This is a genomic window from Pseudomonas chlororaphis subsp. piscium (assembly GCF_003850345.1).
Taxonomy (GTDB): Bacteria; Pseudomonadota; Gammaproteobacteria; order Pseudomonadales; family Pseudomonadaceae; genus Aquipseudomonas; species Aquipseudomonas piscium.
This window is the reverse complement of record NZ_CP027707.1, coordinates 544057-562098: the sequence shown is the minus strand read 5'-3', so window position 1 is coordinate 562098 and position 18042 is coordinate 544057. Positions and strand designations below refer to the sequence as shown.

Sequence of the window (18042 nt, the reverse complement as noted above, 5' to 3'; positions counted from 1 at the left end):
TCGGCTGAGTCCAATCACAGGTAGGCCGCCATGTCCGAGACGTTGCTCAGTTCCCGCAATCTGGCTTTCGAGCTGTATGAAGTCCTCGATGCCGAGGGCCTGACCCAGCGCGAACGGTTCGCCGAGCACAACCGGGAAACCTTCGACGCCGCCCTTGGCACCGCGCGCAGCATTGCGGAGAAGTTCTTCGCCCCGCACAACCGCAAGGGCGATGAAAACGAGCCACGTTATGAAGACGGCCAGGCGATCCTGATTCCGGAAGTCAAACCCGCGGTCGATGCCTTTCTCGAAGCCGGCTTCCTCAACGCCGCGCGCAGCTTCGAGGCCGGTGGCATGCAGTTGCCGACGCTGTTGTCCCAGGCCTGCTTCGCTCACTTCCAGGCGGCCAACGCGGCCTCCACCTCCTACCCCTTCCTGACCATGGGCGCGGCCAACCTGATCGAAAGCTTTGGCACCGCCGAACAGAAGCAGCGCTTCCTGCAGCCGATGATCGACGGGCGCTTCTTCGGCACCATGGCCCTGACCGAGCCCCATGCCGGCTCGTCGCTGTCGGATATCCGCACCCGCGCCGAACCGGCGGCGGACGGCACCTACCGGCTCAAGGGCAACAAGATCTTCATCTCCGGCGGCGATCACCCGCTGTCGGAGAACATCGTGCACATGGTGCTGGCCAAGCTGCCGGACGCGCCGGCCGGGGTGAAGGGCATTTCGCTGTTTATCGTGCCCAAGTTCCTGGTCAACGACGACGGTAGCCTGGGCCCGCGCAACGACGTGCTGCTGGCCGGGCTGTTCCACAAGATGGGCTGGCGCGGCACCACCTCAACGGCGCTGAACTTCGGCGATAACGGGGAGTGTGTCGGCTATCTGGTAGGCAAGCCGCACCACGGCCTGAGCTACATGTTCCAGATGATGAACGAGGCGCGGATCGGCGTCGGCATGGGCGCGGTGATGCTCGGTTACGCCGGCTACCTGTACTCCCTGGAATACGCCCGCGAACGCCCGCAAGGCCGCCTGCCGGACAACAAGGACCCGACTACCGCGCCGGTGTCGATCGTCCAGCACGCCGACGTCAAGCGCATGCTGCTGACCCAGAAGGCCTATGTCGAAGGCGCCTTCGACCTGGGCCTGTACGCTGCGCGGCTGTTCGACGACACCACCACCCTGCCCACCGAGGATGAGCGCAAACAGGCCCACGAACTGCTGGACCTGCTGACTCCCATCGTCAAATCCTGGCCCTCGGAGTTCTGCCTGAAGGCCAACGAACTGGCAATCCAGATCCTCGGCGGCCACGGCTACACCCGTGAATACCCGGTGGAACAGTATTACCGCGACAACCGCCTGAACCCGATCCATGAAGGCACCCACGGCATCCAGTCACTGGACCTGCTGGGGCGCAAGCTGGCGCAGAACGGCGGCGCGGGGTTGAAACAACTGATTCGCCTGATCGCCGATACCAACGCGCGGGCCCAGGCCCACGATGCCCTGACAGCGCTGCGCCAACCGCTGGAAAAACTGGTGACGCGCCTGCAAGGCGTGACCATCGGCCTGCTCACCGACCTGGCCCAGGGCAAGGTCAACAGCAGCCTGGCCAACTCGGCGCTGTACCTGAAAGCCTTCGGTCATGCGGTGATCGGCTGGCGCTGGCTGGAACAGGCGATTCGGGCACAGAAAGGCCTGGCCAGGGGCAACGCGGCGGATGTGGGTTTCTACAAGGGCAAGCTGCAGGCGGCGCGTTACTTCCTGACCTGGGAAGTGCCGGCCTGTCATCACGAACTGGACCTGCTGGAAGCGCGGGACGATACCTGCCTGAGCATGCAGGACGAGTGGTTCTAAAAGCATCGCGAGCAATCGAGCGCCGCTCGGCTGCTCGCGAAAACAATCAGTCCGACACAACCGCAACGGCGTTGCAGGTTGCGGGCAAATCCATCAGTTCTGGCTGATGGTCTTGGAGATCACTTCGACCGTGGCGCTGACTTGCTCTTGGTAACGGTCGAGCTCCTGCTGATGACGCTTTTGCATCTCGAGCTGCTGGGAGCACAGGTTCATCGCCGCCAGCACCAGCAAGCGGTCACCGATCAGCGTCGGGTATTTCTTCTTGGTCTCGGCCAGGGCGGCCTTCAACATCAACGCGGCATCCAGCAGGGTCTGCTCTTCCCCGGCCGGCGCCTTGATCGAATAGTCCTCACCGAGAATCGAGACGACTTTTACCCCGTCGGCACCCTGCCTCATGCGCTGACAGGACCGGCGCTGACGCGCTCGACCAGGGCCTGGATACGGGCCGCGGTAGCGCCTTGCTTCTCTTCCTGTTCCATCAGGCTCAGTTGCAGGCTTTCGTTCTCATCCTTGGCCTGGGCCAGTTCTGCCTTGAGGGTTTCGTTCGTGCCCGACAGCTCCTGGTTCTGTTGCACCAGGTCACTGACAAGCTGTTCCAATTGGCTTAGGGATGCTTCCAACATTTTGATTTTCCGAGCATTTTTCAAAGGGCGCGTACGATAAAGAAAAGTCACCCTGGATGCCAGGGTTATCCCGGCGCAACGCCTTGATTTACCTGGCGGGTGACCTTGCCTGCGAACTTTAAAGACTGTCATTCCCCCATCTGGTTCCTGACACTTCGTCGTTCATCAGATCTTTCTGAAACTCTCGCTCCTGCTTCAAGAATCCATTTTTCCGCGCGATAGGTCAGGGGAGCCCTATTAATCACCGCGGCATGGATTGCGCATTCTTGAGGTAGATCCCCATGTCTCTTCGCAACATGAACATCGCACCGAGGGCATTTCTCGGCTTTGCATTCATCGGCTGCCTGATGCTGTTCCTGGGCATTTTCGCCCTGAACCAGATGAGCAAGATTCGCGCGGCGACCGTCACCATCTCCACCGACAACATGCCCAGCATCCAGAGCATCGACGAGTTCACCCAGCAGATGCTGCGGCTGCAGGTGCTGTCCTATCGCCTGGTGATCAACCGCGGTCCCGAGGTACAGGCCAAGACCCGCGAGTCGCTCGAGCTGGGCAACCAGCAGATCGAAAAGATCCGCACCACCTATGAAAAGCTGGTCAGCAGCCCGGAGGAGAGCGAGGCCTACGACCACTACCTCAAGCTGCTGGCCGAATACCGCAAGCTCGAGGAGCGCATCAAAGAGCTGTCGCGCAACAATCAGTTGGGTGAACTGCAAGAGATGCTGAACAACGAGCTGATGAAGAACTCGCAGCAGATCAACAAGGTTCTGAACCAGCTGGTGCAGATCAACAGCCAGCGCTCCCATGACGCCAACGAACAAGCCGCCGAGGAATACGCTTCGGCGTTCAACCTGGTGGTCGCCCTGCTGGTCCTGTCCACCACCCTGACCGTAGTGTTTGCCTGGTTGCTGACCCGCAGCATTACCCAGCCCATCGCCAGCGCCTTGCATGCCGCGGAAAACATCGCCGAAGGCGACCTCACCCAAAGCATCCGGGTCAACGGACGTGACGAACCTGGGCGCCTGTTGCAAGCCATGGCGAGCATGCAGGAAAAACTGCGCCAGACCCTGCTGCATATTTCCGGCTCCGCCAGCCAGCTGGCCTCGGCCGCGGAAGAGCTGAACAGCGTCACCGACGAAAGCGCCCGCGGCCTGACCCAGCAGAACAACGAAATCGAACAGGCGGCCACCGCCGTGAACGAAATGACCTGCGCCGTCGAAGAAGTCGCACGCAACGCCGTGAGCACCGCCGAGGCCTCGAACGACGCCACCCAGTCGGCCAGCGAAGGCCGCAACCTGGTGCGGGAAACCGTCAGCGCCATAGAGCTCATGAGCAGCGAAGTGCAGAGCTCGGCCAACAGGATCAGCGAGCTGGCCGAGGAGTCGCGGGACATCGGCAAGGTGTTGGACGTAATCCGCGGCCTGGCCGACCAGACCAACCTGCTGGCCTTGAACGCCGCGATAGAAGCGGCCCGGGCTGGCGATGCCGGACGCGGTTTCGCCGTGGTCGCCGATGAAGTGCGCGCCCTGGCCCACCGCACCCAGCAGTCCACCAGCGAAATCGAACGCATGATCGGTAGCATCCAGAGCGGCACCGAACACGCTGTCGAGTCGATGCGCACCAGCACCGAGCGCGCCGACTCGACCCTGAGCATCGCCCGTGGCGCCGGCGGTGCCCTGGATACCATCAACACCGCGGTCAACGAGATCAACGAGCGCAACCTGGTCATCGCCAGCGCCGCCGAGGAGCAGGCCCTGGTGGCCCGAGAAGTGGACCGCAACCTGGTAAACATCCGCGACCTGTCGGTGCAATCGGCCACCGGCGCCAACCAGACCAGCGACGCCAGCCACGAGCTGTCCCGCCTGGCCGTGGACCTGAACAGCATGGTGGCGCGGTTCACGCTGTAGTTCGCCAACAGCACCGATCGTCGCCTGCGCCAGCCGCTACGGATCGCCATGAAGTCCGTCAGCAGTCGGCGCCGGGCGACGTTTTTTCGCCGCCTGTAAACAGGCGCAAAAGCTTTTTGACAGCATCGTATTTCAACAGGTTAGAATCGCTGGCACGCAGACTGCATGGTCAGTTTGTGCCCGCCTTTCTGCTTCTGGAGTACTGCCTTTGAATGCGACGACCATCAACAGCCTGTTCTTGATCGGCGCGTTGCTGGTAGGTGCGAGCATTCTGGTGAGTTCCCTTTCGTCCCGCCTCGGTATCCCGATCCTGGTGATCATCCTGGCCGTGGGCATGGCCGCCGGCGTCGACGGTGGCGGCATCATTTTCAACAACTACCCGACCGCCTACCTGGTGGGCAACCTCGCGCTCGCGGTGATCCTCCTCGACGGCGGCCTGCGCACCCGGGTCTCGAGCTTCCGCGTGGCTTTGTGGCCCGCGTTGTCGCTGGCCACCGTCGGCGTGATGATCACCACCGGCCTGACCGGCATGGCGGCCGCCTGGCTGTTCGACCTGAACCTGATCCAGGGCCTGCTGATCGGCGCCATCGTCGGCTCCACCGACGCCGCGGCGGTGTTCTCGCTGCTGGGCGGCAAGGGCCTGAACGAACGGGTCACCGCCAGCCTGGAGATCGAGTCGGGCAGTAACGATCCGATGGCGGTGTTCCTCACCGTGACCCTGATCGACATGCTCGCCAGCGGCCAGACCGGCCTGCACTGGAGCCTGCTGGGGCATCTGCTGCGCGAGTTCGGCATCGGCGGCCTGGTCGGCTTGGGCGGCGGCTGGCTGATGCTGCAACTGGTGAACCGCATCAACCTGGCCACCGGCCTGTACCCGATCCTGGTGATCGCTGGCGGCCTGGTGGTCTTCGCCCTGACCAACGCCCTGCATGGCAGCGGCTTCCTCGCGGTGTACCTGTGCGGCCTGGTGATCGGCAACCGCCCGGTGCGCAGCCGACACGGCATCCTGCACATGCTCGACGGCATGGCCTGGCTGTCGCAGATCGGCATGTTCCTGGTACTCGGCCTGCTGGTCACGCCCCACGACCTGCTGCCCATCGCCCTGCCGGCGCTGGGCCTGGCGCTGTGGATGATCCTGTTCGCCCGGCCGCTGTCGGTGATGGTCGGCCTGTTGCCGTTCAAGGCCTTCCACGGGCGCGAGAAAGCCTTTATTTCCTGGGTCGGCCTGCGCGGTGCGGTCCCGATCATTCTCGCGGTGTTCCCGCTGATGGCCGGGCTGCCCGAGGCCCAGCTGTACTTCAACCTGGCCTTCTTTATCGTGCTGGTGTCCCTGCTGGTGCAAGGCACCAGCCTGCCGTGGGTCGCCAAGCTGCTGAAAGTCACGGTGCCACCGGAGCCGGCGCCAATCTCCCGCGCCGCCCTGGAAGTGCATGTCACCAGCGAATGGGAGCTGTTCGTCTATCGCCTCGGCGCGGAAAAATGGTGCATCGGCGCAGCGTTGCGCGAGCTGAAAATGCCCGAAGGCACTCGTATCGCCGCCCTGTTTCGTCACCATCAACTGCTCCATCCGTCGGGTAGTACGGTGCTGGAAGCCGATGATTTGCTCTGCGTCATCGGCCATGAACACAACCTGCCGGCCCTCGGAAAACTCTTCAGCCAGGCACCGCAACGGGGCCTCGATCTGCGCTTCTTCGGCGACTTCGTTCTCGAAGGCGACGCCCAGCTGGGCGCGGTTTCGGCGCTGTACGGGCTGAAGCTCGAAGGGCTCGATCCGGACATGCCGCTGAGCCGCTTCATCACCCAGAAAGTGGGGGGCGCTCCGGTGGTCGGCGACCAGGTGGAATGGAACAACACCATCTGGACCGTTGCCGTGATGGAGGGGAACAAGATCAGCAAAGTGGGCGTCAGATTCCCCGAAGGAAGTCGCCCGGGCCCCGGACTCTTCCTCTAAACTGCCTAACTTCTCATCCAGCTTGACCGGTCTCTATGCCAACCCTGCGTACCTTTTTCGCCATTGCCCTGCTGGGCCTGAGCCTTTCTGTCGGCCCTCTGCAAGCGGCCGAACCGCCCAGTGCCGAGTCCGTCCAGCAGAGCCTGGATAAAATCGCCGAGCGCAAATTGCCGGAGGCCGATCAAAAGGCCCTGCAAGCGGTGCTGCAACAGACGCTGACCCAGCTGTCGAACAAGCAGGATTACGAGCAGCGCCTGAACGACCTCAAACAGCAGCTGAGCAATGCACCGCGCCAGACCAGCGAGAACCAGCGCGAGCTGACCCGCCTGAAGGCCACCAAGGTGGTGCCAGTGGCCCAGCGCTACGCCAACCTGCCGGTGTCGCAGCTCGAACAACTGCTGACCGAGCGCACCACCCAGCAGGGTGACATGCAGAAAGCCCTGGCCGAGGCCAACAGCCTGGCGATTACCGCGCAGACCCGCCCCGAGCGCGCCCAGGCCGAGATCAGCAGCAGCCAGACCCGCACCCAGCAGATCAATACGATCCTCAAGAACGGTAAAGACGCCGGCAAACCGATCAACGCCGACCAGCGCAATCAGCTCAACGCCGAACTGGCGGCGATCAACGCGCTGATCCCGCTGCGCCGCCAGGAACTGGCCGGCAACAGCCAACTGCAGGACCTGGGCAACAGCCAGCACGATCTGCTGATGGAAAAGACCGCGCGCCTGGAGCAGGAAATCCAGGACCTGCAGACCCTGATCAACCAGAAGCGCCTGGCCCAGTCCCAGGAAACCGTCACCCAGCAATCGATCGAAGCGCAAAAGGCCGGCAGCAGCAGCCTCCTGGCCACCGAAAGCGCGGCCAACCTGAAGCTCTCCGACTACCTGCTCAAAAGCACCGACCGCCTCAACGAGCTGACCCAGCAGAACCTGCAGACCAAGCAGCAACTCGACAGCGTGACCCAGAGCGATGCCGCGCTGGACGAGCAGATCGGCGTGCTCAAGGGCAGCCTGCTGCTGTCGAAGATTCTCTATAAACAGAAGCAGGCGCTGCCGCACTTGCGGCTCGATCGCGACCTGGCCGACCAGATCGCCGACATCCGCCTGTACCAGTTCGAGATCAACCAGCAGCGCGAGCTGATCAGCAGCCCCAGCAGTTACGTCAACAACCTGCTGGCCAGCCAGCCGTCCGAGCAAGTCACCCCGCAACTGCGCAAGACCCTGCTGGACCTGGCCATCACCCGCGCCGACCTGCTGGAGCGCCTGAGCCGTGAGCTGAGCGCGCTGCTCAACGAATCCATCACCCTGCAGCTCAACCAGAAGCAACTGCTGAGCACCTCGCAAAGCCTGCGCGCGACCCTTGATGAGCAGATGTTCTGGATTCCCAGCAACAAGCCGCTGGACGGCGAATGGCTGCAAGCGGTGCCGCTGCGCCTGGCCAAACAGGTCACTACCCTGCCCTGGTCGTCCAGCCTGAGCGAGCTGGCCGACGGCCTGGCGCAACGGCCGCTGCTGTTCCTGCCCTTGCTGTTGCTGATCGCGGCCCTGCTGTGGCGGCGCAAGAACCTGTACCTGCGCCTGAACAAGGTGCACAAGGACATCGGCCACTTCAAGCGCGACAGCCAATGGCACACGCCGCAGGCGATCCTGGTCAACATCCTGCTGGCGATGCCGGTCTCCCTTGGCCTGGCGCTGTGCGGCCTGGCCTTGCAGATCGACGCCCGCGGGCAGAACGCCAACCTCGGCGCGGCACTGTTGCAGATGGCCCAGGCCTGGCTGGTGTTCTATACCGCCTACCGGATCCTCGCCCCCGGCGGCGTGGCGGAACTGCATTTCCGCTGGGAAAAGCCCCAGGTCGAATTCCTCCAGGGCTGGGTCCGTCGCCTAGGGCTGGTGGTCATGGCCCTGGTGGCCGTGGTCGCCGTGGCCGAACACCAACCGGCGGCGCTGGCCGATGACGTACTCGGTATCGTCGTGGTCCTGGCCTGCTACGCCCTGATGGCCTGGTTGCTCAGCCGCCTGCTGAGCAGCCCGACGCACCAGAACGCCTCACTGTTCCGCAAGGCGGTGGCGGTGCTGTTCACTGCGCTGCCGATCGCCTTGTTCATCGCCGTGTGCTTCGGCTACTACTACACCGCGCTGAAGCTCAGCGACCGCCTGATCAATACCCTGTACCTGCTGATGTTCTGGCTGGTGATCGAAGCCACTTTCGTCCGCGGACTGGGCGTCGCCGCCCGGCGCCTGGCCTACCAGCGAGCCCTGGCCAAACGCCAGGCCGCCAAGGAGAGCGGCGACGGCGAAGCGGTGGTCGAAGAGCCGACCCTGGATATCGAGAAGGTCAACGAACAGTCCCTGCGCCTGATCCGCCTGGCCCTGCTCGGCGGCTTCATGGCCGGGCTGTACTGGGTCTGGTCGGACCTGATCAGCGTGTTCTCCTACCTGGACAACATCACCCTCTACGAATACACCAGCGGCGCTGGCGCCAACATGAGCATGGTGCCCATCAGCATCGGCGACATGCTCGGCGCGCTGATCATCGTCGGCATCACCTTCGCCCTGGCGCGCAACCTGCCGGGGCTGCTGGAGGTGCTGGTACTGTCCAGGCTGAACCTGGCCCAGGGCAGCGCCTACGCGACCACCACGCTGCTGTCCTATGTGATTGCCGGCGTCGGCTTCGTCTCGACCCTGTCGACCCTCGGCGTCAGCTGGGACAAGTTGCAGTGGCTGGTGGCTGCACTGTCAGTGGGCCTGGGTTTCGGCATGCAGGCGATCTTCGCCAACTTCATCTCCGGCATCATCATCCTGTTCGAGCGGCCGGTGCGTATCGGCGACACCATCACCATCGGCAACCTGTCGGGCACGGTGAGCAAGATCCGCATCCGCGCCACCACCATCACCGACTTCGATCGCAAGGACATCATCGTCCCGAACCAGACCTTCATCACCGGGCAACTGATCAACTGGTCGCTGACCGACACCGTCACCCGGGTGACTCTCAAGCTCGGCGTTGACTACGGCTCGGACCTGGACCTGGTCAAGGAGCTGCTGCTCAAGGCGGCCCGCGATAACCCGCGGGTACTGAAAGAACCCGAGCCCCATGTGTACTTCCTCAACTTCGGCGAAAGCACCCTGGACCACGAACTGCGCATGCACGTGCGCGAGCTGGGGGACCGCAACCCGGTGCTCGACGAGGTCAACCGCTTCATCAACCGTGAGTTCAAGAAGCAGCACATCAACATCTCGTTCCGCCAGATGGAGGTCTATCTGAAGAACCTCCATGGCCAGGAATACAAGATGGTGCCCATCGAGCCGGAGACCAAGACCATAGTCCCGCCGCCCGACGGCAAACCGCTGCAAGAACCGCCCTCCAGCAAGCTCGACTAAGGGCGCTATCCCTAGCAGAATGCTCGGACATTCTGCTGGAGATGGCCGTTGAAAGCCCTCGACGAACTGACCTTCGACAATCGCTTCGCCCGCCTGGGCGACGCGTTCTCAACCCATGTACTGCCCGAGCCGATCGACCATCCACGCCTGGTGGTGGCCAGTCCGGCAGCCATGGCGCTGCTGGACCTGGACCCCCTGGCCGCCGAAAGCCCGGTGTTCGCCGAGCTGTTCGGCGGGCACAAGCTGTGGGCCGAGGCCGAGCCCCGGGCGATGGTCTATTCCGGGCATCAGTTCGGCTCCTACAACCCCCAGTTGGGCGATGGTCGCGGCTTGCTGCTGGGCGAGGTGTACAACGCCGCCGGCGAACACTGGGACCTGCACCTCAAGGGTGCCGGCCAGACCCCCTACTCGCGCATGGGCGACGGCCGCGCCGTACTGCGTTCGTCGATCCGCGAATTCCTGGCCTCCGAGGCGCTGCATGCCCTGGGTATTCCGACCACCCGGGCGCTGTGCGTGATCGGCTCCGACACCCCGGTCTGGCGCGAGAAACAGGAGCGCGCGGCGATGCTGCTGCGCATGTCGCCCAGCCATGTCCGCTTCGGCCACTTCGAATACTTCTATTACACAAAACGCCCCGAGCAGCAGAAACAGCTGGGCGAGCACGTGCTGGCCATGCACTTTCCCGAGTGCCTGGAGCAGCCGGAACCCTACCTGGCGATGTTCCGCGAGGTGGTGGAGCGTAATGCCGAACTGATCGCCAAGTGGCAGGCCTACGGTTTCTGCCACGGGGTGATGAACACCGACAACATGTCGATCCTCGGCGTGACCTTCGACTTCGGGCCGTTCGCCTTTCTCGACGACTTCGATGCGCATTTCATCTGCAACCATTCCGATGACCAGGGGCGCTACTCGTTCAGCAACCAGGTGCCGATCGGCCAGTGGAACCTCAGCGCCCTGGCCCAGGCGCTGATGCCCTTCATCAGTGTCGAGGCCCTGCGGGAAACCCTCGGTCTGTTCCTGCCGCTGTTCCAGGCCCATTACCTGGACCTGATGCGCCGCCGCCTCGGCCTGACCAGCGCCGAAGACGAGGATCAGAAGCTGGTGGAGCGCCTGCTGCAACTGATGCAAGGCAGCGGCGTGGACTACAGCCTGTTCTTCCGTCGCCTGGGGGATGAATCTGTTGAACTGGCCGTAGCCCGGCTGCGCGACGACTTCGTCGACCGCCAGGGCTTCGATGCCTGGGCCGATCTGTACAAGGCCCGGGTCGCCCGCGAGCAGGACGACACTCAAGAACAGCGCCGCGCGCGCATGCACGCGGTCAACCCGCTGTACATCCTGCGCAATTACCTGGCGCAGAAGGCCATCGATGCCGCCGAGCAAGGGGATTACTCCGAGGTGCGCCGCCTGCACGCAGTGCTGAGCAAGCCGTTCGAACAACAGGCCGGCATGGACAGCTACGCCGAACGACCGCCCGAATGGGGCAAGCACCTGGAAATCAGTTGTTCATCCTGAGGGGTCAGGTAAAGGTCTCCATCGATACCTTGAAACGTGCGGCCAACCAACGGACCTGCCGCAGGTTGAGCTGACGCTTGCCACTCAGGATCTCCGAGACCACCGACTGCGCACCGACACCGGGCAGGTCGCTCTGGGTCAGGCCGTGTTCGCGCATCATGTAGCGCAACACATCTACTCCGCTGGCGACAGGCATCGGGCGATGCTCAAGATCGTAGGCTTCGATCCAGTCCCCGATGATGTCCACCAGGCTGTTGAGAGGATGGGCCTCGTCTTCCCCTGTCAGGTCCAGCAACTCGTCAAGGGCCTGAACCAACCTGTCGTAGTCCGCCTCGGTTTTCGGCTTGCGCAGCAACGGCGCAACGAACTGCCAGTGTTCGGCCACTTGCTCGATCAACGCACTCATCCTCGATCCTCCTTCCACTTACCCCGGTCATATTCACGGTGGTCCAACACATGGCGGATATAGAGCTTTTGCGTCGTGTAACGGACCAATGCAATCAGCCGTATCTTGTTGCCACCGATATCGAACACATGTAGCGGTCCGGCCTTGTCCACCGCCGGAAACATCGCCTTCATCGCGGCAAAATCCGCAAGCCGATTGCGCTTAAGCACGCGATACCAATCATCCAACGCCTTGGCCGAGTGCGGCCATTTTTCCTTGGCATCCCAAATTCGTTTAGCCGTGATTACCCGCATGCAAAGTCCTTATCGCATACTGCTATGGCAGCCTAGAGGGTGAAGCAACTTATCGCAAGTTGCTATAAATGCTCTCGGACCAATGGCACGGAGCATCGCCTCTCTCCAGCCTAGAACCGAGCAGAGGGTTGCCGCGCAAAGATGTATGAGCACATGCAACAGCTTGATAAACCAGCCCACAGACTCCAGATCGAGGCTATTGACCACTTATCCCGGAGCCCCTCATGTCCGATCCACTGTTGATCCCCTGCCCCCATTGCAACGGTTTGAACCGCATCCCCGCCGAGCGCCTGGGCGACCAGCCCAAATGCGGGCGCTGCAAAGGCCAGGTATTGCTGAACCAGCCTTTCGAACTGAAACAAGGCGACTACGCCAGCCAGATCAAGGGCGACCTGCCGTTGCTGGTGGATGTCTGGGCGGATTGGTGCGGGCCGTGCAAATCCTTCGCGCCGGTATTCGAGCAGGCGGCCGCGCAACTGGCGGGCAAGTGCCGGCTGGCCAAGCTCGACAGCGAGGCCAATCAGCAATTGTCGGCGCAGTTGGGAATTCGCTCGATTCCGAGCCTGATTCTGTTCAAGAACGGACGGGAAGTGGCACGCCAGAGTGGCGCCTTCCCGTTACCGCAGCTGATGAGCTGGTTGCGCAGCCAGGGCATCTGACCGCTATTTCAAAATCGCCTTGATCTGTAGGAGCGAGGCTTGCCCGCGATGAGTGCCTGACATTCAACATCGTCGTCGGTTGTCAGACCGTTATCGCGGGCAAGCCTCGCTCCTACAGAAGAGGGTCAGGCGCTTTCCAGCAGGTTATGCAGGTCGACGAACTGCTGGGTCAGCTTGTGCCGGGGGTCGAGGTGGATCAGTGGCAGGCTGGCCTGGTGGGATTCACGCATGCGCACCGAACTGGCCAGGTACACCGGCAATACCGGCAGGCCTTCGGCGATCAGCTCATCGAGAATTTGCTGGGGCAGGCTGGCGCGGGCCTGGAACTGGTTGACCACGATACCCTCGACCTGCAAGTCCTCGTTGTGGTCGTCCTTGAGCTCTTCGATTTCAGCCAGCAGGCCGTACAGCGCCTGGCGGGAGAAGCTGTCACAGTCGAAGGGAATCAATACGCGATCGGCGGCAATCAGCGCCGAAACCGCATAGAAGTTCAGGGCCGGCGGGGTATCCAGATAGATCCGGTCGTAGTCCTCGGCCAACTCGTCCAGCAGTTTGCGCAGCTTGTTGATCTTGTGCTTCGCCTCAAGCTTGGGCTGCAGATCCGCCAGTTCGGCGGTGGCCGTCACCACATGCAGGTTGTCGAACGGCGTTTCGTAGATATCGACCTGGTTCTTTTTCGAGAACGGTCCGGAAGACAGGGTCTGTTTGAAGAAATCGGCGATCCCCATGGGAATGTCGTCGCCGGTCAGGCCGGTGAGGTATTGAGTGGAGTTGGCCTGGGCATCCAGGTCCACCAGCAGCGTGCGATACCCCTCGCTGGCGCTCACAGCCGCCAGATTGCAGGCAATGCTCGACTTGCCGACTCCCCCTTTCTGATTGAACACCACGCGCCGCATGTCAGAACCTCCCTGCATCAAAGATCACCGAGTGTAGTAGCCAGCAGCGCTGCTTCGCTACCTCGCCGACGGCGGACTGCCAAGTCAGTTCCAATGGCCGGAATCAGCCTAAACTTTCTAATAGTTTCCGCGCCTTCGACCTGCCCCCACTCAATAATGGCCAAATGACACCTTTCACCTGTCGAATTTTGTCATTTCCACTGAGCGAAACATAACCAATGTTTGCTACCAGCCAGTCACACCGGGATAATGCGCGCCACTCGGCTGTAGCTTCGTGCCAGGTAAGTCTCCGATCGAAACGCCTGACCACGTCAAGGAAGCCCGCAGGGGCGGGATGAATTTTCAAGTGATCAACTTCAACATCGCTCAATGGCGCGCGTGGGCCCCTGGGCTCGAAAGCGTGGACGATTGGCAGGCCTGGAGCCGACAGCCGGTCGTGCTCGAGAGCAGTGATGCTGCCCCTGACGTGTCGTTTCTTCCGGCCATGCAGCGCCGGCGCCTCAGCCGTCTGGCCCGCATGGCCTTCAGCGTAGGCTGGCCCCTGGCCGAAGGCCTGGAACAGCTACCGTTGGTCTTTATTTCCCGGCATGGCGAAACGCCGCGGACCTTCGACATCCTCAGCGACCTGGCGGCCGACCAGCCGTTGTCCCCGACCCAGTTCAGCCTCTCGGTGCACAACGCGGTGATCGGCCTGTGGTCGATCATGCGTGGCGAAACCAGCGAAATGACCGCCCTCGCCGCCGCCGGCGACGGCCTTGAACACGGCATGCTAGAGGCCGCGGCGCTGCTTGAGGAAGGCGCCCCGGCGGTGCTGCTGGTGGTCACCGAAGAGCAGCCACCCGAAGCCTATGCCACCTGGATCGACGACGTGCCTTTCCCCTATGCGGTGGGCCTGTTGCTGACCCCCGGCAAAGAGTGGCAACTGACGCTTGGTACCGCCACCGAGGAAGCACCCCGCGCCAAGTGGCCCCATGCCCTGAATCTCTTGCGTACCCTGCTCGGCGAGCAGACCTCCTGCCAACATGCCTGGAAGAACCGTGTATGGAACTGGCAACGCAACCTGTAAACACAAAACCCCGCGACGCCTACTACTGGCGCCTGGTCGCCACGGCAGCGAGCTTCGCCTTGTTCGGCCTGGTCGGCCTGGGCCTGCGCCTGGTGATTTTCCCGCTGCTCGCCTGCCTGCCCGGCAATGCCGAAGCGCATCGCCAGCGCGCGCGGCGCACCATCGGCCGGCTGTTCTGGCTGTTCATCCGTTTCATGGCCCGTAGCGGCGTGCTGACCTATGAAGTCGAAGGCGCGGAAAAGCTCGGCCGCCCCGGACAAATAATCATCGCCAACCACCCGTCGCTGATCGACGTGGTGTTCCTCATCGGCCTGGTGCGCAACGCCAACTGCGTGGTCAAGCAGAGCCTGTGGCAGAACCCCTTTACCCGCGGCCCGATACGCGAAGCCGAATACATCAGCAACGACGGCAGCATGGATATGCTCGACGCCGCCGGCGAAGCCCTGCGCAATGGCCAGACCCTGGTGATCTTCCCCGAGGGCACCCGCACCCAGCCGGGCAAGGCCCCGGCCTTTCATCGGGGGGGCGCGGCAATCGCCTTGCGGGGTGCGAGAATCATCACCCCGGTGGTGATCAAGGTCAGCCCGACCACCCTGACCAAGGCCGAACCCTGGTACCGCATCCCGATGCGCCGCGTGCACTTCAGTTTTCGCGTCGGAGCCGATATAGACCCGTATGCCTTTGCCGCCCAAGGCCCCGCACCGCAGGCCTCGCGCAAGCTCAACGATTATTTGCATCACTACTTCATTAAGGAGCTCGCCGAAGATGAGCGATCTGCACCTAGAAATTAAAATGTTGATCATCGATGCCCTGGGCCTCGAAGACATCAGCGTGCAAGACATCGGCAACGAGCAGACGCTCTTCGGTGAAGGCCTGGGCCTGGACTCGGTCGACGCCCTGGAACTGGGCCTGGCGATCCAGAAACGCTACGGCATCAAGATCGACGCCGATGCCAAGGACACCCGCAACCACTTCACCAACGTGGCGAGCCTTGCGGCGTTCGTCACTGCAAAACAGGCAGCTTGAGACCGGACCATGCAAACTCGCGACGACATCTTCAACACCTTGCGTGATGCCCTGGTGGAACTCTTCGAACTGGAACCGGAACGCGTAAGCCTGGAATCCAACCTGTATCAAGACCTGGAAATCGACAGCATCGACGCCGTCGACCTGATCGATCACATCAAGCGCAAGACCGGCAAGAAAATCGCCGCCGAGGAATTCAAGTCGGTGCGTACCGTCAATGACGTGGTCGAGGCGGTGTACCGTCTGGTCCAGCCGGCCGCATGAGCCGGCTGATCGGCCTTGGCCTGCTGCTGGCGGGCCTGTTGTATCCCTTTGCGGTGTATTTCGGCATGGAGCGTTTCGCGCCATGGCAGTTCGGCCTGTTGCTCGGCAGCCTGTGGCTGGCCCGGGTCCTGACTGGCGAACGGCGCCCCGGCAGCCTGTTGATGGCGGGCGCCGCCCTGGTCTTCTGCCTGCTGCTGGCGTTGTTCGACAGCCCATCGTTATTGCGCTGGTACCCGGTACTGGTCAGCGGCTTCATGCTCACGCTGTTCGGCCTGAGCCTGAAATTCGGTCCGCCGGTGGCCGAGCGCCTGGCCCGCCTGAGCGAGCCGGAACTGCCGGAAAAGGCGATTCGCTATACCCGCCAGGTGACTGTCGCCTGGAGTGTGTTTTTCCTCTGTAACGGATTGCTCGCCGCCGCCCTGACCCTGTGGGCGCCGCTGAGCTGGTGGACGTTGTACAACGGCCTGATCGCCTACGGGTTGATGGGTTTGCTGTTTGCCATTGAATGGCTGTTACGACAACGCGTACGAGGCCGCGCATGAATTGGATAAAACTTGAGCACCTGCTGCTCAAGTCGCTGCCGGAACGGGCCATCACGCTCGAACCGGCACTCGATCACAGCAAGCTGCAGCACCAGGCCCTGAGCCTGGCCGCAGGCTTGCAGGCCAGGGGCGTACAGCGCCTGGCCCTGCACCTGGAAGATGCCGCCGAGCTGGCCATCGCCCTGCTCGGCGCCTGGCGCGCCGGGGTCAGCGTGCTGCTGCCCGCCGACCTGCAACCCCAGACCCGGCAACGCTGGGCGACACAGATCGATCTGTGGCTGACCGACCAGCCCGGCGATGCTCACTTGGCCGACTTCGACCAGCCGCCATTGCCCGCCGCCGAACTCGATCTCGACACCTGCCGCCTGAGCCTGTGCACCTCCGGCTCCAGCGGCGAACCCAAGCGCATCGACAAATCCCTGCGCCAGCTGGCCAACGAAGTCGAGGCCCTGGAGCAACTGTGGGGCGAGGGATTGGGCCAGGCCTGCATCATCGGCAGCGTCGCCACCCAACATATCTACGGCCTGCTGTTCCGTGTGCTCTGGCCGCTCTGCGCCGGGCGCACCTTCGTCCGTCGGCAGTTGCCGTTCCCGGAAGACCTGCAGCGCGCCAGCCGCGAACACCCGGCCTTTGCCTGGGTCGCCAGCCCGGCATTGCTCAAGCGCATGGGCGACAACCTCGACTGGCCGGCCCTGAGCCCGGTGCGCCGGGTGTTTTCCTCCGGAGGCGCGTTGCCCGCCGACGCCGCGCAAGGCCTGCACCAGCGCCTGCAACAATGGCCAACGGAGATCCTCGGCAGCTCGGAAACCGGCGGCATCGCCTGGCGCCAGGGCGACAGCCTGTGGCAAGCCTTCGCCGGGGTCGAACTGAGCCAGGACAGCGACGGTGCCCTGCTGATCGCCTCGCCCTACCTGCCGGCCGGGCATGTCGAACACACCGCCGATGCCGCGCGCATCGCCGCCGATGGGCGTTTCGAGCTGCTCGGGCGCCTGGACCGGATCGTCAAGCTGGAAGAAAAACGCATTTCCCTGCCGATGCTGGAACAGGCCCTGGCCGGGCATGCCTGGGTCGCCGAAGCGCGCCTTGGGGTGGTCCGGGAAAACCGCGCCTCCCTCGGCGCGCTGCTGGTCCTCAGCGAACAAGGCCTGCACGCCTTGCGCAATCAGGGGCGTCGGGCCCTCACCCAAGCGCTGCGCCAGCACCTGAGCCAGCATTGCGAGGCCCTGGCGCTGCCACGCCGCTGGCGCCTGCTGCGCCAGTTGCCCCTGAACAGCCAGGGCAAGCTGCCCCAGGCCGACGTCGAAGCCCTGCTGCTGGCCCCGCGTCCACGGACGCCGGAAGTGCTGGAACAACTCGAGGCCGACGGCGAATGGAGCCTGCAACTGGCGATCCCGCCGGACCTGGCCTACTTCAGTGGCCACTTCCCCCAGACCCCGGTGCTGCCGGGCGTGGTCCAGGTGGACTGGGCATTGGCCCTGGGCCAGCAGTTCCTCGGTCTGCCGGGCCGCTTTGCCGGCATGGAAGTGCTGAAGTTCCAGCAACTGGTACGCCCCGGAGACCAGGTGCAACTGCACCTGCGCTTCGATCATGAGCGCGGCAAACTCTACTTCGCCTATCGCAATGACACCGCCGCCTGCTCCAGCGGCCGCATCCTGCTGGAGAACGCCTGTGGATAAGTTAT

At 63.1% G+C, this 18042-nt stretch carries 17 protein-coding genes and 1 pseudogene; 13 read left to right on the top strand and 5 right to left on the bottom strand.

Annotation, left to right across the window (positions count from 1 at the left end):
* Positions 1-30 precede the first annotated feature (30 nt).
* Positions 31-1833 (top strand): acyl-CoA dehydrogenase, encoded by a 1803-nt coding sequence (locus C4K38_RS02550; RefSeq protein WP_053277150.1) that lies wholly within the window; start codon positions 31-33, stop codon positions 1831-1833.
* A gap of 93 nt (positions 1834-1926) precedes the next feature.
* Here C4K38_RS02550 and C4K38_RS02545 read toward each other — a convergent pair whose 3' ends face one another.
* Together C4K38_RS02545 and C4K38_RS02540 are read right to left on the bottom strand one after the other, a co-directional pair.
* Complete coding sequence (locus tag C4K38_RS02545; protein WP_053277149.1) at positions 1927-2229, bottom strand: cell division protein ZapA; 303 nt, start codon at positions 2227-2229, stop codon at positions 1927-1929.
* The gene (locus C4K38_RS02540) at positions 2226-2456 is read right to left on the bottom strand and encodes a hypothetical protein (RefSeq protein WP_007926810.1); all 231 of its coding nucleotides are present in this window, start codon (positions 2454-2456) and stop codon (positions 2226-2228) included. The genes C4K38_RS02545 and C4K38_RS02540 overlap by 4 nt, the downstream gene beginning before the upstream one ends.
* Before the next feature lie 281 nt (positions 2457-2737).
* Between C4K38_RS02540 and C4K38_RS32815 the strand changes: the two are divergent.
* The 5 genes and pseudogenes from C4K38_RS32815 to selO all read left to right on the top strand — a co-directional run.
* Positions 2738-3460, top strand: a pseudogene (locus C4K38_RS32815) (MCP four helix bundle domain-containing protein); the annotation flags it as partial.
* Positions 3461-3490: 30 nt separating this feature from the next.
* Positions 3491-4363, top strand: coding sequence for a methyl-accepting chemotaxis protein (locus tag C4K38_RS32810; protein ID WP_414860334.1), 873 nt, complete (start codon positions 3491-3493; stop codon positions 4361-4363).
* A gap of 208 nt (positions 4364-4571) precedes the next feature.
* A complete protein-coding gene (locus tag C4K38_RS02530; protein ID WP_025808144.1) occupies positions 4572-6314 on the top strand; it encodes a potassium/proton antiporter in 1743 nt (580 codons plus the stop codon).
* Positions 6315-6349: 35 nt separating this feature from the next.
* On the top strand, positions 6350-9697 hold the full coding sequence (gene mscK, locus C4K38_RS02525) for a mechanosensitive channel MscK (protein WP_053277147.1): 3348 nt from the start codon (positions 6350-6352) through the stop codon (positions 9695-9697).
* Between the two features lie 48 nt (positions 9698-9745).
* Positions 9746-11209 carry a protein adenylyltransferase SelO gene (gene selO / locus C4K38_RS02520; RefSeq protein ID WP_053277146.1) on the top strand — a complete coding sequence of 488 codons (1464 nt, stop codon included), beginning with the start codon at positions 9746-9748 and terminating at the stop codon, positions 11207-11209.
* A 4-nt stretch (positions 11210-11213) separates the two neighbouring features.
* Here the strand turns inward: selO and C4K38_RS02515 are convergent, their stop codons facing one another.
* Both C4K38_RS02515 and C4K38_RS02510 read right to left on the bottom strand, forming a co-directional pair.
* Entirely contained in the window at positions 11214-11615 is a 402-nt protein-coding gene (locus C4K38_RS02515; protein WP_053277145.1) for a helix-turn-helix domain-containing protein, read from the bottom strand.
* Complete coding sequence (locus C4K38_RS02510; RefSeq protein WP_053277144.1) at positions 11612-11908, bottom strand: type II toxin-antitoxin system HigB family toxin; 297 nt, start codon at positions 11906-11908, stop codon at positions 11612-11614. Before C4K38_RS02510 ends, C4K38_RS02515 begins: the two co-directional genes overlap by 4 nt.
* A gap of 224 nt (positions 11909-12132) precedes the next feature.
* On the opposite strand from C4K38_RS02510, the gene trxC reads away from it, so the two are divergent.
* Positions 12133-12567, top strand: a complete 435-nt coding sequence (gene trxC, locus C4K38_RS02505) for a thioredoxin TrxC (RefSeq protein WP_007926827.1) — start codon at positions 12133-12135, stop codon at positions 12565-12567.
* 125 nt (positions 12568-12692) lie between these two features.
* On the opposite strand, the gene C4K38_RS02500 is transcribed toward trxC, so the two are convergent.
* Entirely contained in the window at positions 12693-13463 is a 771-nt protein-coding gene (locus C4K38_RS02500) for a ParA family protein (protein ID WP_053277143.1), read from the bottom strand.
* A gap of 334 nt (positions 13464-13797) precedes the next feature.
* Between C4K38_RS02500 and C4K38_RS02495 the strand changes: the two genes are divergently transcribed.
* From C4K38_RS02495 to C4K38_RS02470, 6 genes are read left to right on the top strand one after another with little or no spacing between them, the layout of a single operon-like run.
* On the top strand, positions 13798-14529 hold the full coding sequence (locus tag C4K38_RS02495) for a beta-ketoacyl synthase chain length factor (protein WP_053277142.1): 732 nt from the start codon (positions 13798-13800) through the stop codon (positions 14527-14529).
* Positions 14505-15320 carry a lysophospholipid acyltransferase family protein gene (locus tag C4K38_RS02490; protein ID WP_053277141.1) on the top strand — a complete coding sequence of 272 codons (816 nt, stop codon included), beginning with the start codon at positions 14505-14507 and terminating at the stop codon, positions 15318-15320. The genes C4K38_RS02495 and C4K38_RS02490 overlap by 25 nt, the downstream gene beginning before the upstream one ends.
* Positions 15295-15555 (top strand): phosphopantetheine-binding protein, encoded by a 261-nt coding sequence (locus C4K38_RS02485; RefSeq protein WP_025808152.1) that lies wholly within the window; start codon positions 15295-15297, stop codon positions 15553-15555. The genes C4K38_RS02490 and C4K38_RS02485 overlap by 26 nt, the downstream gene beginning before the upstream one ends.
* A gap of 9 nt (positions 15556-15564) precedes the next feature.
* Positions 15565-15819: an acyl carrier protein gene (locus C4K38_RS02480; RefSeq protein WP_007926835.1), complete on the top strand. Its 255-nt coding sequence runs from the start codon at positions 15565-15567 to the stop codon at positions 15817-15819.
* The gene (locus C4K38_RS02475) at positions 15816-16361 is read left to right on the top strand and encodes a COG4648 family protein (protein WP_053277140.1); all 546 of its coding nucleotides are present in this window, start codon (positions 15816-15818) and stop codon (positions 16359-16361) included. The genes C4K38_RS02480 and C4K38_RS02475 overlap by 4 nt, the downstream gene beginning before the upstream one ends.
* Positions 16358-18037, top strand: a complete 1680-nt coding sequence (locus C4K38_RS02470) for an acyl-CoA synthetase family protein (protein ID WP_053277139.1) — start codon at positions 16358-16360, stop codon at positions 18035-18037. Before C4K38_RS02475 ends, C4K38_RS02470 begins: the two co-directional genes overlap by 4 nt.
* Positions 18038-18042 lie beyond the last annotated feature (5 nt).

Excerpts from the sequence above, each read along its gene's own strand:
- C4K38_RS02470 (WP_053277139.1), top strand. The coding sequence starts at position 16,358 with ATGAATTGGATAAAACTTGAGCACCTGCTGCTCAAGTCGCTGCCGGAA.
- C4K38_RS02550 (WP_053277150.1), top strand. The coding sequence starts at position 31 with ATGTCCGAGACGTTGCTCAGTTCCCGCAATCTGGCTTTCGAGCTGTAT.
- C4K38_RS02540 (WP_007926810.1), bottom strand. The coding sequence starts at position 2,456 with ATGTTGGAAGCATCCCTAAGCCAATTGGAACAGCTTGTCAGTGACCTG.
- C4K38_RS02475 (WP_053277140.1), top strand. The coding sequence starts at position 15,816 with ATGAGCCGGCTGATCGGCCTTGGCCTGCTGCTGGCGGGCCTGTTGTAT.
- C4K38_RS02500 (WP_053277143.1), bottom strand. The coding sequence starts at position 13,463 with ATGCGGCGCGTGGTGTTCAATCAGAAAGGGGGAGTCGGCAAGTCGAGC.
- C4K38_RS02495 (WP_053277142.1), top strand. The coding sequence starts at position 13,798 with ATGAATTTTCAAGTGATCAACTTCAACATCGCTCAATGGCGCGCGTGG.
- C4K38_RS02510 (WP_053277144.1), bottom strand. The coding sequence starts at position 11,908 with ATGCGGGTAATCACGGCTAAACGAATTTGGGATGCCAAGGAAAAATGG.
- C4K38_RS02515 (WP_053277145.1), bottom strand. The coding sequence starts at position 11,615 with ATGAGTGCGTTGATCGAGCAAGTGGCCGAACACTGGCAGTTCGTTGCG.
- C4K38_RS02485 (WP_025808152.1), top strand. The coding sequence starts at position 15,295 with ATGAGCGATCTGCACCTAGAAATTAAAATGTTGATCATCGATGCCCTG.
- trxC (WP_007926827.1), top strand. The coding sequence starts at position 12,133 with ATGTCCGATCCACTGTTGATCCCCTGCCCCCATTGCAACGGTTTGAAC.
- C4K38_RS02480 (WP_007926835.1), top strand. The coding sequence starts at position 15,565 with ATGCAAACTCGCGACGACATCTTCAACACCTTGCGTGATGCCCTGGTG.
- mscK (WP_053277147.1), top strand. The coding sequence starts at position 6,350 with ATGCCAACCCTGCGTACCTTTTTCGCCATTGCCCTGCTGGGCCTGAGC.
- C4K38_RS02490 (WP_053277141.1), top strand. The coding sequence starts at position 14,505 with ATGGAACTGGCAACGCAACCTGTAAACACAAAACCCCGCGACGCCTAC.
- C4K38_RS02545 (WP_053277149.1), bottom strand. The coding sequence starts at position 2,229 with ATGAGGCAGGGTGCCGACGGGGTAAAAGTCGTCTCGATTCTCGGTGAG.
- C4K38_RS32810 (WP_414860334.1), top strand. The coding sequence starts at position 3,491 with ATGGCGAGCATGCAGGAAAAACTGCGCCAGACCCTGCTGCATATTTCC.